Origin of the sequence: Variovorax sp. HW608 (assembly GCF_900090195.1) — a bacterium.
Taxonomy (GTDB): domain Bacteria; phylum Pseudomonadota; class Gammaproteobacteria; order Burkholderiales; family Burkholderiaceae_C; genus Variovorax.
The window spans coordinates 3,115,334-3,128,337 of sequence record NZ_LT607803.1 but is presented as its reverse complement, the minus strand read 5'-3'; the positions used below and the strand labels follow the sequence as shown (position 1 = coordinate 3,128,337).

Here is a 13,004-nt window from a genome sequence, read left to right as displayed (position 1 = left end):
GTCCGGTATGGCGGTTGCCTGTCCGGTCACGAAATATCCGGGCGGATTTGCAAGCTACGCAGCCAGCTCAACTGCTCTAGCCTCAAGCAGATCAATCAGGATGCGCTCAACACGACTTCCCCCCACGCTAATGCGCTGATCTACTGATACCGATTTCAATGATTCGGCGGCATCGGCGTACTGCCCCCTGGCAAATTGACCGATAGCATCAACCAGACAGAGTGAGAGCCGCGTCTGGTCGCTGGGCTCCCTGGTCGCAATTGCCGCCCTGCTTTGCTCCAGCGAGGCGAGATCGCCGGCTGATGCCTGAATACCGGCAAGATGCAACGCTATGAACGGATGCGAAAGCATGGACCTGAAGCGCTCGGACAATGCAGAAACTGCAGCCGAGACCGGACGGGTAGTACCTGTTCGCAGATATTCACGCAATAGAAAACCGCCGCAATCGGCCAGAGTCAGCACCGGACCACAGCGAGTTTTCTCGGGTGCACAGTAACGCTCGTAGCGCTGCCACGCCTGCTCGGCCAATCCCAACTGCCATTCCGCCAGCGCCAGATGCCACTGAACGTGACCATACATGGCGCCGCCTTCTGCCGACAGGCGGTGTTCGTTCAGCCAGTTACCCAGCAAGTCCAGCGACTCCTCAGGCTTACCCTGATCGTGCAATACATGAGCATAGCTGTGGATGACATAGGGTGCCTGCGGCCGCTGCCGCAATGCCCGCTCGACAAGTACACGACCGCGGTTCCGATCGCCGGCCTCACTGGTCGCAAACCCGAGGCGCGCGAGACATGCCCAATCATCATGCAAACTGGGATCGACCGATTCCATGATACGCAGAACGCGCTCGAGCTTGCGCGCACCGCCGTAGAAGATCAGGTACCCACAAAGTTGCGAGATCACCAGCAGGTCACTGGGATTCCCAGCGATATAGGCCTCGGTCGCTGCAAGATTGGAATAAGGGTCTTCAAGCAGCGCAAAGAGCGCGAGGATATGCGCACGCTCCCAGGGCAGCGCGGCTTCTGCCGCCATGAGTGCACGCTCTTTGAAGCCATCGGCGTCCGCTGAATTAGCGTCCTTTGCAAGCATGTAGCGTGCGGCCAGTGCCAGAGCGAGATCACTGTCCAGCACCAAAGCCCGATCGAGGGCTTCTGCTGCACCCGTCTCGGAGCCAAGGATGCGATCGACAGCCAGCTGATACTGCTCTGCAGCCTCAAGGCTGCCTGTAGTGAGGGATTGGCCCCCACGCGCGTCAATCATGTTGGTTCCCCGAGCTCCAGGTTTCAGAGACGCCGAACTGCTTCAGTGAGTTTCAGTGTAGTCCAAACCAAGGCGTGACGACTTCGGTGACGCACGCTGCGTCTGTCCGCTCTCACCCTTCTGACCGTTCATTGCGCAGAGCCCTCAAGCACAAGGTGCACTGAGCGGGCGGCTCGGCAGAACCCGCTGCCGGCCGGACAAAAGACGCTGCTGCGAGTGATCTGATTCTTCGGTCGGCCAGCTTCGCGCCGGAATCGCAGACTATGCTGGACGCATCATGGACGTGCGTGACGGCTTCATCCAGGCAGTCGGCCATACGCCGCTGATCAAGTTGCGCAAGGCCTCCGAACTGACCGGTTGCACGATCCTCGGCAAGGCCGAGTTCATGAATCCGGGCGGCTCGGTCAAGGATCGCGCGGCGCTCTACATCGTGCTCGACGCCGAGGCGCGGGGCGCGTTGCGGCCGGGCGGCGTGATCGTCGAGGGCACCGCGGGCAACACCGGCATCGGCCTCGCGCTGGTCGGCAACGCGCGCGGCTACCGCACGGTGGTCGTGATCCCGGAGACCCAGAGCCAGGAGAAGAAGGACGCGCTGCGCTTGTGCGGCGCCGAACTGCGCGAGGTGCCCGCGGTCCCGTACAGCGACCCGAACAACTATGTGCACGTGGCCGAGCGCCTCGCCGACGAGCTCGCGCACAGCGAACCCTGCGGCGTGCTGTACGCGAACCAATGGGACAACCTGTCGAACCGGGAGGGCCACGTCCGATCGACCGGCCCCGAGATCTGGGCGCAGACCGATGGCCGCATCGACGGCTTCGTCTGCGCGATCGGCACGGGGGGCACGCTGGCCGGCGTCGGGCTGTACCTGAAGAAGCGCAAGCCGGAAGTCGTCATCGCCGCCGCCGACCCGATGGGGGCCGCGATGTACCACTACATCAAGCATCGCGAGTTGCGCAGCGAGGGCAGCTCGATCACCGAAGGCATCGGCCTCGGCCGAGTCACGCGCAATCTGCAGGACGCGCCGATCGACGACGCCTATCAGATCGAGGATGCGGAGGCGCTGCCGGTGCTGTTCGACCTGCTGCGCGAAGAGGGCCTTTGCCTGGGGGGCTCCAGCGGCATCAATGTGGCCGGGGCGATCCGCATGGCACGCGCGCTCGGCCCGGGCAGCACGATCGTGACGATCCTCGCCGACGCCGGCACGCGCTACCAGTCGAAGCTCTACAACCCCGCCTTCCTGCGAGAGAAAGGCCTTCCGGTACCGGCCTGGCTCGCCTGAACGCTGCAGGCGCCGGGGTCAGTCCGCCGGATCGAGAAAGCGCGCGCCCGGCGTCAACGGCGCATGCCGGTAGGTCGCCGGTGTGCGGCTGAGCCTGACCGGCGAACCGATGCCCCGATAGCCGCCTTCGAGCTCCACCACCATGCCGCGATGCGCGGTGTGCGGATGCGTGAGCGCCGCATCCACCGGCAGCACCGGCGCGGCAGGCACACCGGCCGCCATCAGCGTGTCGACCAGCGCACGGCCGTCGAAGTCGGCCAGCGCGGCTTCGAGCTGCTGCTTGAGCCCGTCGCGGTTCACCGAGCGCTGGCCGGCGGTCGCGTAGAGCGGGTCCTCGGCCAGTTCTGGATGGCCGATGCAGGCGCAGAAGCTCGCGAACTGCCGGTCGTTGCCGACCGCGACGAAGATCGGATCGGTGCGCGTCTTGAGCGCGTCGTAGGGATAGATGTTCGGGTGCGCGTTGCCGGTGCGCTTCGGCTCGGTGCCGTCCATGAACCAGTTCGCCGCATGCGGATGCAACAGCGACAGGCCGCTGTCGTACAGCGCCGCTTCCACGAACTGGCCGCGCCCGCTGCGCTGGCGCTCGTTGAGGGCGAGCAGCACGCCGATCACCGCGTTGAGCCCGGTCACCATGTCGACCACGGGCAGGCCCACGCGCAGCGGTCCGCCGTCCGCTTCGCCGTTGATGCTCATGATGCCGGTCATCGCCTGCACCGCCGCGTCGTAGCCGGGCAGCGCGCCGAGCGGACCGTCGGCGCCGAAGCCCGAGACGCGGCACCAGACGAGGCGCGGAAAGCGCTTGGCCAGCGTGTCGTAGCCGATGCCCCAGCGCTCCATCGTGCCGGTCTTGAAGTTCTCGATCAGCACGTCGGCTTGCGCGACCAGCGCCAGCAGCGCCTCGCGCCCCTCCGGCGAGCCGAGGTCCAGGTGCTGGACGCGCTTGTTGCGGTTGAGGCCGTGGTAGTACGAGGCCACGCCGTCGCGGAAGGGCGGGCCCCAGGTGCGCGTGTCGTCGCCTTGCGGCGGCTCGACCTTGAGCACGTCGGCGCCGTGGTCGCCGAGGATCTGGCCGCAGTAGGGGCCGCCGAGGATGCGCGAGATGTCGAGCACGCGCACGCCCGCGAGGGCGCCGGTCGGCCGGGCATTGGTGGTCATGGGATCTGCTTCTTGTTGGGAGAACTCAGTCGAGCTGCGCGCCGGACTGCTTGACGACCGAGGCCCACATGGTCATCTGCGCGGGAATGAACCTGGCGAGCGCTTCGGGCGACGTCGACGGCGCGGGCTCGAGGCCCTGGCTCGCGAACTGCTGCTTCACCTTGGGCGATGCGAGCACCTTCGCGAAGGCCTCGTTGAGCTTCTTCACACGCTCCGGCGGCGTGCCGGCCGGCGCGACGATGCCGAAGAACACGCTCACGTCGTAGCCCTTCAGGCCCTGCTCGGCGAGCGTGGGCACGTCGGGCAGCGCCTGCGAGCGCCCGGCGGTGGTGACGCCCAGGGCGCGCAGCTTGCCGCTCTTGACATAGGGCATGGCGGTGAGCACGTCGGTGAAGCTCATGCTCACCTGCCCGCCCAGCAGATCGGTCAGCGCCGGCCCGGTGCCCTTGTACGGAATGTGCTGCAGGTCCACGCCCGCCATCCCGTTGAACAGCACGCCCGCGAGGTGCGACGAGGCGCCGTTGCCCGACGAGGCGTAGCTCAGCTTGCCCGGATGGCTCTTGGCGTAGGCGATCAGCTCCTGGGCGTTCTTGGCCGGCACCGAGGGATTCACGACCAGGATGTTGGGCAGGTGGCCGACCTGGATCACCGGCGCGAAGCTCTTGGACGGGTCGTAGTTGATCTTGCGGTAGAGGCTCGAATTGATCGCCAGCGGCCCCGAGGTGCCGAACAGCAGCACATAGCCGTCGGCCGGTGCGCGCGCCACGTACTCGGCGCCGATGTTGCCGCCGGCGCCGCCGCGGTTCTCCACGATCATCGTCTGGCCGATCACGTCCCTGATCTCGGCGGCGAGCGTGCGCGCCATCGCGTCGGTCGGGCCGCCCGGCGGGAAGGGCACGACCAGCGTCAGGGTCTTGTCGGGAAAGCTCTCCGCGTGGGCCGCAGGCACCATGGGCAGTGCCGAGGCGCAGGCGATGAGAAGGGGGGCGAGGAATCTCTTCATGGGTTGTCTCCTTATATCTTTGGATTGCGGTGTTCAGGCGGTGGCGAGCCTTGGGGCTGCCGTCTTCGCGGCCCAGTCGGCCGGCACCGCGTCGGGCGTGAGCGGGTCGCGCGGCAGCACGCGATGCAGCAGCACCAGCTGCGCCCATTCGACGCGCTGCGCCGAGCCGGTGCGCGAGCCTTCCCAGGCCATCGCGATCGCGCTGCAGGAGTGATAGAGCGCGGACGCCGCCTGGCGTGCGATCACGTCGCCGCCTTCCTGCGTGGCGGTCGCGGCCAGCGCGGCGGCACGGGCGAGCGCATCGCGCAGGGCGGTCGCGAAGGCCGGCGCCAGGGTGGCCTGGCCGAGCAGCATGCCGAAGTGGTCCTGCAGTGCGGCCAGCGAGTCCTCGCGCCTGATGGCGCGCAGCACGTCGAGCGCGACGATGTTGCTCGTGCCTTCCCAGATCGAGCCCAGGTGTGCGTCGCGCAGGAGGCGCGGATCGGACCATTCCTCGATATAGCCGCAGCCGCCGCGCACTTCCATCGCATCGCCCGTGACCTTGCGCGCATCGCGGCAGGCGCGGAACTTGATGAGCGGCGTGAGGATGCGCAGCAGCGGGTAGGCGCCCTTGTCGCCGGCGTCCGAGCGCGCGAGCGCCAGCGCGGTCTGGAACACCATCGTGCGCGCCTGCTCGGCCGGCAGGCGCAGCTTGGTGAGCTGGCGCTGCATCAGCGGCATGTCAGCCAGGCGCTTGCCGAAGGCGCGGCGCTCGCTCGCGATGTATTCGGCCTCGGCGACCGCGCGGCGCATCAGGCCGGCGGCGCGCACGCCGTTCGACAGGCGCGAGTTGTTGACCATGTCGGCCATCTGCACGAAGCCGCGCCCCGGCTCGCCCACGAGGTAGGCCACCGCGCCTTCGAGGCGGATCTCGCCGCTCGCCATCGAGCGCGTGCCCAGCTTGTCCTTGAGGCGGATGATGCGGTAGTGGTTGGCGCTGCCGTCCTCGAGCTGGCGCGGCAGCAGGAACAGCGACACGCCCTTCATGCCCGCGGGTGCACCATCGGCGCGGGCCAGCACCATCGCGAAATCGGCGTCGGGGTTGGAGCAGAACCACTTGTCCCCGGTGAGGCGCCACTGGCCCGCCTCGTCCTGCCAGGCGCGGGTGAGCGTGGCGGCGATGTCGGAGCCGGCGGCCTGCTCGGTCATGAACATCGCGCCCTGCGCGAGCGTGTCGAAATCGAGCGAGGTGAGGCGGCCGATGAAGCGCTCGACCAGCTCGGGGCTGCCGAACTTCTTGAGCGTGCGGGTGAGCGAATCGGTCATCGAGACCGGGCAGCACAGGCCGAACTCGGCCTGCACGAAGAGATAGGTCAGGAGGTACTTGACCAGCGGCGGCATCTTGCCCTTCCAGCCCAGGGTCTCTTCGCGGTGCGAGATCGCGGCGAGGCCGAATTCGCTCAGCGCGAGGCGTTCCATCTCGACGTAGGCCGGATGCTTGACCACCTTCTCCTCGTCGATGCCGGTGCGGGTGCGCAGCTTGAGCGTGGGGGGATTGCGGTCGGCGGTCTGCGCCAGGTCGTCGAGCGGGCCGCCGGCCAGTGCGCCGAGGCGCTCGAAATGCGGCTGCATGTGCCGCGCCAGATCGGGCGGCAGGTAGAGCGCGATGAGCTTGTGCAACTCGGTGTCGGTGGTGAAGAGGTTCTGACCGTGGCGGTCGGGCACGGGGTGGGCGGCGGTGTCGCCGGTCGTCGCTGCGGTGCTGGACATGGCTCGTCTCCTTTGAGGGGCGAATTGTTCGAGGGCAGGGCGATTCTTGTCCAATATCGAATAGGTCTTGATTGATCCGATTTGCCTATCGTGGGAGACTGCGCCGCATGGAACTGCGACACCTGCGCTACTTCGTCGTGCTGGCCGAGGAACTGCATTTCGGCCGCGCCGCGCGCCGGCTCTCGATCTCCCAGCCGCCGCTGAGCGTCGCCATCCGGCAACTGGAGGAATCCGTCGGCGCGCGCCTGTTCGACCGCAACAGCAAGGAGGTGCGCCTGACCCCGGCCGGCGATGCGCTGCAAACCTCGGCGCGTGCCTTGCTGCGGCAGGCCGAGGAGGCCGCGCTCGAGGCGCGGGATGTCTCGCGAGGCTCGGCCGGGCGCCTGCGCATCGGCTTCGTCGGCGCCATGCTGTATCGCGGCCTGCCGCAGGCGCTGCGCAAGTTCCAGGCGAAGCACCCGGCGGTGCGCGTCACGCTGGCCGAACTCAATTCGAGCGAGCAGATCGCCGAGCTGCTGCATGACCGGCTGGACTTCGGCTTCGTGCACACCAGCCGCATGCCGGCGGAGCTGCGGCATGCGCTGCTGGTGTCCGAACCGTTCGTCGCCTGCCTGCCGGTCGGTCATCGCCTCGCGCGGCGGCGCACCGTGCCCGCGGCGAGCCTGCGCGACGAGCCTTTCGTGCTGTTCTCGCGCAGTGTGTCACCCGACTATCACGAGCGCATCCTCGCCATCTGCGCGGATGCCGGTTTCCGGCCCGAGGTGCGGCATGAAGTGCGCCACTGGCTGTCGGTGGTGTCGCTGGTCTCGCAGGGAATGGGCGTCGCGCTGGTTCCGAGCGCACTGCACCATTCGGCGCTGCGCGGCGCGGTCTTCCGGCCGCTGGAGGAGCAGGTCGCGCACTCGGAGTCGTATTGCGTGTGGCGCGATGGGCCCGAGAACGCGGTGGTGCAGGCCTTTCTGCGCACGGTGCAGGTCAGTACGGCGGATTGACCACCACGTACTGGGAGCCCTGCGGCTGGTACCACTGGCTGCCGCATTGCTGATACACCATGCCGCCGTAGTTGACCGGGACGCAGTTGGGCGGCACGGTATTCACGATCGAGCCCACCACGGCGGAAGTCACCGCGACAGCGCCCGCGACAGCCATCGCGCCCGCGACCGGGTGATAGTCATTGTCCCAGCCGTTCCCGCAGCAGTTGTTGCCGCTGACATTGACGTTGACGTTGCGATTGGCGTTGACGGTGGTGTTCCGACTGGCATTGACGTTGGTATTCCGGCTGTTGACGTTGTTCACGCTGGTACTCCGAACCTCATTGGTCCGTGCGTCGGCCCTGTTGCTGTTGGCCTGAACAGCCTGCCTGCCGCCACCGGCATTTGCGGCCCGAGCGCCCCCACCCGCCGCATTCGCACGGGCGCCACCAGCCCCTGCGTTTGCGCGTGCTCCGCCACCGCGATCGCCGCGATCACCCACGGCCTGCGCCACGGGAGTCAGTACGAGACCGCCAAAGATCAGGGCGGCCAGAGGAGCCACAAGCATCTTGCTGAATGAGTTCATGGTCGTATCCCCCTATCTCTTCACAGGGACGATCTCGATCCTGGTTGCCCCTTGGGGTGGAACGAACCTGAATGTGGACTCGTTGAACGCAGGCTTCAGATTCCAGTCGATGACGCTGACGGATTGCGGTCGCGCCTCGTCGCCCAGGTTGGTGATCACCACTTTGCGCGGGAGTGGCTGGGCGCCGGTGGCAATCCATATCTGCCAATCAAAGCCGCCCTGGCGGAATGCATAGTGGTCGCAGAGCGTGTTCGCGACGAAATCCTGGCCGGCGTTCATCGCCGACTCGATTGCGTCGACCGGTGCTGCGGGCGTGCCCCATGTGAACAGGTCGGCCATGGGGATCTCGACGCCGTAGCGCTCCTCCAACTTGTCCACGAGCGCGCTGACGGGCTCCGAGAACTCGACCGCCGAGTAGTACTTCTGGGCCGGCGCATAGAGGGTCACCGTCTTCCCGTCATAGACGAGTTCGCGCTCCGAGCGTGCACTCCACATCCGCGCTCGCAGCTTGTTCGGGCGCTGCGCATCCACGGTCGCCGACGCCATGTGCATCAGCTTCTGGCCGTCCTTCAGGACGCGCTCGCCCGTCAGCGAGGTCTTCGCCTGGAACCGATCCAGCGTCTGGAGGAAGGCGCCCATGTCCTTGAGCGCCTGGATCGAAGCCGGGTCGACGGGATTGGCGGCCGGCGGGGCCGCGGCCGTCGGTGCACTCTGCTGGGCACCGGCGAGTGAAGTCATCACCGACAGGGTCAGTACGGCCGTCAGGCGTCGTGCGAGTTTCATCGTGACTCCTCCAATGAGGTGGATGGATTCATGCCGAGACAAGACCGACGGAAACACCAGCACGCCCTTGGCCCGTGCGGTCAGCTTGCGCGAGCCCGGCACTCGGGCGTGGAGTGCGGAAAGCGTTGGAGCACCGCTAAAGATAGTAGGCCTGCGCAAACTTTGCGAGGTCTTTTCGCGCGAGTCTGTGCTCGTGTCCCCTATTCGAAACTTGCCAGCTGCCTGGCGGGAGCAATGACACCATTGCCTTTCCGGTTATCCCCAGCAAGGCTTCAGCGCTGGAAGCGTTGCACCCGGCGAGGTGCGCGTTCGACTATCGAATCACCTCGTCCGCGCGCAGCAGCAATTGCGTTGGAATCGTCAGATCGAGTTTCTCCGCGGTCTTGCGGTTTACGAGCAGGTAATACCTCGTCGGCTGCTCCACCGGCAGGTCGCCCGGGCTCGCTCCCTTGAGAATCTTGTCGATGTAGTTCGCCGCGCGACGATACATGTCGTCCATGTTCGGACCGTAGGACATCAAGCCGCCGTCTCGGACATAGTATCCATACTCGTACATCGCCGGGATGTGTTGTGCCGCGACGAAGTCGAGGATCTGCTTGCGATTGAGGTTCGTGAGCGAATCCGAAACCACGAAGCACGCGTCGGGGTGCACCTGCGTCATCGTGGAGAGGGCATCGTCGATCTCTTCGGGGTTGTGCACTCCGAGAGGATGAACGGTAATGTGCAGGAGGCTTGCCGCTTTCTCGACCTCCTTGTAGCGCAGCGTCATCGCCCGATCGCCGGCATTCCAGAGAATCGCGACATGCGTCGCGCTCGGCACCGCCTGCGTGAGGAACTCGAGCCTCTTGGCACTCAGTTCGGTGGCCATGTCGGTGATGCCGGTCACGTTCCCTCCCGGCCGCGCCATGCTCGTGATCAGACCAAGCCCTTCCGCGTCGCCTGGCGCGATGAAAACGATGGGGATCGTCGAGGTCGCATCTTTGGCAGCCTGGGCAGCCGGAGCGCCCACTGTGAGCAGCAGATCAACCTGAAGGCGCACGAGATCCGCGGCCATTCCGGGCAGTTGCTCGAATTGGGCTTCCGCCCAACGACCCGTATAGGTCACGTTCTTGTCGACGACGTAGCCGAGTTCCTGGAGCGCCTGTCGCAGCGCAGCGGGCAACGCGTCATCTGCCGGACGTGCGCCGCCGGACAAGAAACCAATTCGCCAGATCTTCGCCGGTGTCTGAGGGGAGCTGTCGAATGGTGCCGCCAGCAAGCTGCCTACTGCAAAGAGCATGACCGTTCGACGATCGATCTGATGCAAGGTCGGACTCCCTTGGGCGCGGAGAATACTTCCCGTCAATCAGTTTAGTGCATCACTTGATCGCCGGCATCCCCCGTTGGGGGTGCCTGGCGGATGAGCCGCAACGTGCGCGGCGGCTCGCCCTACGCCCTGGTGGACGCTTCAAACTTTGCCACGGCGTCTTCCAGTCGCGCGAACATCCGCTCGCGACCCAGAGCAGCGATCCCGGCAGGGTGCGCGCAAATCGGCAGCAATGGTGGGCTCTTGTTCGCCACGCGTCTATCCGGACGTTTGCGCACATGCGCGGCCGTATCGCAGCCAACACCGCTCCAGTCGGCGACCCCACCCGTCGCCTTCGGGTTCGCCCGCTTCAGCGCCTGCCCCCGGGTTTGCAGAATCACGCAGTGCGCCAACAGGCCGACGACGTGCCGCTCACGCGAACGAGGAGATTGCATGACCACGCTGACCGATTTCACCGCAGTCCTTGCCCATTGGGAGGCGCAGCGACCCGATGCGACGGCGATCACCTTCGGTGGATCCAAGTGGACCTGGCGCGAACTGGCGGCGCGCGTCCGCCGGAATGCGGCGGCCCAGCGGGCGGCGGGGCTGCGCCCCGGCGAGCGGATCGCCGTGCTCGACTTCAACCATCCGTCGTGTCTGGAGCTCACGCTGGCCTGTGCGCAGGTCGGCACGGCCAATGCCATTGTCAATTTCAGGCTCGCGCCGCCGGAGATGGTGTATGTGATCAACGACGCCGAGGCCCGTCTTCTCTTCGTCGGACCGGAGTTCGCGGGGGCTGTCGAACAGCTTCGCGCGCAACTGCCGACGGTCGAGCGGGTGATCCGCATCGGCGGCCCCGATGACGAGTACGAGGCGTGGCTTGCGGCGCAAGAGCCCGACGCCGAACCCTGTTCCGCCCAGCCCGACGACTGCTTCGTGCAGCTCTATACCTCGGGCACGACCGGCTTTCCGAAGGGCGCGATGCTCACGCATCGCGGAATGCTCGCGCACGCGCGCAATGTCGCACTCGACCAGGAAATGGGCCCCGACGCGAAGGCTCAGGTCGCGATGCCGCTGTACCACGTCGGCGGCACGAGCTACTCGCTGGTGGCGATCAGCCAGGGCGCCCGGATCGCGATGCTGCGGCTGCCCGATCCGGCGGCGGTGCTGGACATGCTGGAAGCCGAGAAGATCACCCACACCTTCCTGGTGCCCGCACTGCTGGCCATGGTCAACAAGGTCCCAGGCGCCGCCGGGCGCGACTATTCGGCCTTGAAGAGACTGTCGTACGGAGCCTCGCCGATGCCGCTGCCGGTGATGCGCGCCTCCCTCGCGCTTTTTCCCGGCGTGATGCAACAGGTCTACGGCATGACCGAGGAATGCGGCGTGGTCAGCGTGCTCGGCGTGGCGGACCACATGGACCCGTCGGTGGCCCACCGGCTGGTGTCGGCGGGCAAGGCGATCCACGGCGTGGAAATCAAGATCTGCGAGCCAGGCACCGGTGAGCCTGTCCCAACCGGGCAGCCCGGCGAAATCTGGATCCGAAGCGAGCAACGCATGAGTGGCTACTGGCACAAGCCCGAAGCGACTGCCGCGGCCTTCACGGCGGACGGCTGGCTGCGCTCGGGCGACGGCGGCCACATGGACGCCGACGGGTACCTGTACGTCACCGACCGGATCAAGGACATGATCATCAGCGGCGGCGAGAACATCTATCCGGCCGAGATCGAGCGGGTGCTGGTCGAGCATCCGTGCATCGACGACGTCGCCGTGATTGGCGTGCCGGACGAGAAGTGGGGCGAGGTCCCCAAGGCGGTGGTCGTCGCAGCGCCCGGCCGCGCCATCGACGTCGATGACATCCTTGACTACTGTCGACAGCGGCTGGCGCCGTTCAAGTGTCCGAAGTCCGTCGACGTCGTTGCCGCGCTGCCCCGGAATCCGACCGGCAAGATCCTGAAGAAGGACTTGCGCAAGCCCTATTGGGAAGGACGAGAGCGCCAGATCGTCTGAGGTCATTACCTCAAATGATTGGCGAATAGATCGGCATCCAGGGCTTCGGCTGAACCTCCGCGGCCATGGGGGCAAACGCGTCGAGGTTGTACAACCCGATCAATGGCACCGCCAACAGTGCCAGCCAGGCCAGGAAGAGGGCAATCGCCCACGCGCCTGGTTTCCAGCCCTTTCGGAGCAGGCCCTGGGGGCGGCCGAGCGCGCCGGTTGCATCCGCGTTGATCATGGCAACTCCTTGTGGATCCGGGAGGAATACGATAGAAGTCACCGCCGCGTTTGCGCCGAAAGAACTCGCAATGAACGCCGAAATCTCGCCGAAAGCTGCTTGCGCGCTATGAGCAGATCATTCCTGGCCACACCATCAGGAGCCTGCGTGCGACAGAAGCATCGAGGAACCCGCAGTTCTGGGCCGAACGCGACCGCTTCTACGTCGGCCTTCACAAGGCGGGGTTGCCTGAATAGCTCATTGCAGACAGTGCGTGGCGTGCGTCCTTGATCATCGGCCGTTCCAGGGCCACACTGGTTTTCGGAGGTGACTCAAATGACCATCGAGTACTTTGCGGAGAGCAATCCCGGCACGCGAACCTTGCCACGCTCACAGGCAACCAAGGCCGGCGGCTTTGTGTTCGTATCCGGTCAGGTCGCCAGAGACGAAGGCGGCAGCATCGTCGCCGGCGGGATCGAGGCTCATGCACGCCAGACGTTGAAGAACGTCGCCCATGTCCTCGAGCTCGCGGGCTGCACGCTGGAGGACGTCGTGAAGACAACCGTCTGGCTCGAAGACGCCCGGGACTTCGATGACTTCAATCGTGTCTACGCGGAGTTCTTCAAGGAGAACAAGCCGTCACGTTCGACGATGCAGGCGAAGAACATGGTCGGCACCAAGGTGGAAATCGAGGCCGTTGCCTATAAGCCTTGAACCC

General features: G+C 66.0%; 13 protein-coding genes. 4 read left to right on the top strand and 9 right to left on the bottom strand.

The genetic code is table 11. From position 1 onward, the window contains the following. Positions 1 to 54 precede the first annotated feature (54 nt). Entirely contained in the window at positions 55 to 1,260 is a 1,206-nt protein-coding gene (locus VAR608DRAFT_RS14625) for a hypothetical protein (RefSeq protein ID WP_231973516.1), read from the bottom strand. 277 nt (positions 1,261 to 1,537) lie between these two features. Here VAR608DRAFT_RS14625 and VAR608DRAFT_RS14620 point away from each other — a divergent pair, with 277 nt between their 5' ends. Next, a complete protein-coding gene (locus tag VAR608DRAFT_RS14620; RefSeq protein ID WP_088954710.1) occupies positions 1,538 to 2,539 on the top strand; it encodes a cysteine synthase A in 1,002 nt (333 codons plus the stop codon). Between the two features lie 18 nt (positions 2,540 to 2,557). Here VAR608DRAFT_RS14620 and VAR608DRAFT_RS14615 read toward each other — a convergent pair whose 3' ends face one another. Genes VAR608DRAFT_RS14615 through VAR608DRAFT_RS14605 form a run of 3 tightly spaced genes read right to left on the bottom strand, consistent with a single transcriptional unit; the run spans position 2,558 to position 6,446 of the window. Continuing rightward, positions 2,558 to 3,694, bottom strand: a complete 1,137-nt coding sequence (locus tag VAR608DRAFT_RS14615; RefSeq protein WP_088954709.1) for a CaiB/BaiF CoA transferase family protein — start codon at positions 3,692 to 3,694, stop codon at positions 2,558 to 2,560. Positions 3,695 to 3,719: 25 nt separating this feature from the next. Beyond that, on the bottom strand, positions 3,720 to 4,697 hold the full coding sequence (locus tag VAR608DRAFT_RS14610; RefSeq protein ID WP_088954708.1) for a Bug family tripartite tricarboxylate transporter substrate binding protein: 978 nt from the start codon (positions 4,695 to 4,697) through the stop codon (positions 3,720 to 3,722). Between the two features lie 33 nt (positions 4,698 to 4,730). Further along, positions 4,731 to 6,446, bottom strand: a complete 1,716-nt coding sequence (locus tag VAR608DRAFT_RS14605; RefSeq protein WP_088954707.1) for an acyl-CoA dehydrogenase family protein — start codon at positions 6,444 to 6,446, stop codon at positions 4,731 to 4,733. Between the two features lie 107 nt (positions 6,447 to 6,553). On the opposite strand from VAR608DRAFT_RS14605, the gene VAR608DRAFT_RS14600 reads away from it, so the two are divergent. Then, complete coding sequence (locus VAR608DRAFT_RS14600; RefSeq protein ID WP_088954706.1) at positions 6,554 to 7,438, top strand: LysR substrate-binding domain-containing protein; 885 nt, start codon at positions 6,554 to 6,556, stop codon at positions 7,436 to 7,438. On the opposite strand, the gene VAR608DRAFT_RS38545 is transcribed toward VAR608DRAFT_RS14600, so the two are convergent. The 4 genes from VAR608DRAFT_RS38545 to VAR608DRAFT_RS37050 all read right to left on the bottom strand — a co-directional run bounded on the left by VAR608DRAFT_RS38545 (position 7,422) and on the right by VAR608DRAFT_RS37050 (position 10,547). Then, the gene (locus VAR608DRAFT_RS38545) at positions 7,422 to 7,742 is read right to left on the bottom strand and encodes a hypothetical protein (RefSeq protein ID WP_443082936.1); all 321 of its coding nucleotides are present in this window, start codon (positions 7,740 to 7,742) and stop codon (positions 7,422 to 7,424) included. The genes VAR608DRAFT_RS14600 and VAR608DRAFT_RS38545 overlap by 17 nt on opposite strands. A gap of 273 nt (positions 7,743 to 8,015) precedes the next feature. After that, complete coding sequence (locus VAR608DRAFT_RS14590; protein ID WP_088954704.1) at positions 8,016 to 8,786, bottom strand: DUF2092 domain-containing protein; 771 nt, start codon at positions 8,784 to 8,786, stop codon at positions 8,016 to 8,018. A 313-nt stretch (positions 8,787 to 9,099) separates the two neighbouring features. Then, positions 9,100 to 10,092, bottom strand: coding sequence for an ABC transporter substrate-binding protein (locus VAR608DRAFT_RS14585; protein WP_157730969.1), 993 nt, complete (start codon positions 10,090 to 10,092; stop codon positions 9,100 to 9,102). A gap of 122 nt (positions 10,093 to 10,214) precedes the next feature. Continuing rightward, positions 10,215 to 10,547, bottom strand: a complete 333-nt coding sequence (locus tag VAR608DRAFT_RS37050; RefSeq protein WP_157730967.1) for a hypothetical protein — start codon at positions 10,545 to 10,547, stop codon at positions 10,215 to 10,217. Here VAR608DRAFT_RS37050 and VAR608DRAFT_RS14580 point away from each other — a divergent pair. After that, complete coding sequence (locus tag VAR608DRAFT_RS14580) at positions 10,525 to 12,081, top strand: long-chain-fatty-acid--CoA ligase (protein WP_088954702.1); 1,557 nt, start codon at positions 10,525 to 10,527, stop codon at positions 12,079 to 12,081. The two genes, VAR608DRAFT_RS37050 and VAR608DRAFT_RS14580, sit on opposite strands and share 23 nt — an antisense overlap. A gap of 10 nt (positions 12,082 to 12,091) precedes the next feature. On the opposite strand, the gene VAR608DRAFT_RS14575 is transcribed toward VAR608DRAFT_RS14580, so the two are convergent. Continuing rightward, positions 12,092 to 12,307 (bottom strand): hypothetical protein, encoded by a 216-nt coding sequence (locus tag VAR608DRAFT_RS14575; RefSeq protein ID WP_088954701.1) that lies wholly within the window; start codon positions 12,305 to 12,307, stop codon positions 12,092 to 12,094. Between the two features lie 315 nt (positions 12,308 to 12,622). On the opposite strand from VAR608DRAFT_RS14575, the gene VAR608DRAFT_RS14570 reads away from it, so the two are divergent. Next, positions 12,623 to 13,000 (top strand): RidA family protein, encoded by a 378-nt coding sequence (locus VAR608DRAFT_RS14570; RefSeq protein ID WP_088954700.1) that lies wholly within the window; start codon positions 12,623 to 12,625, stop codon positions 12,998 to 13,000. Positions 13,001 to 13,004: the final 4 nt, after the last annotated feature.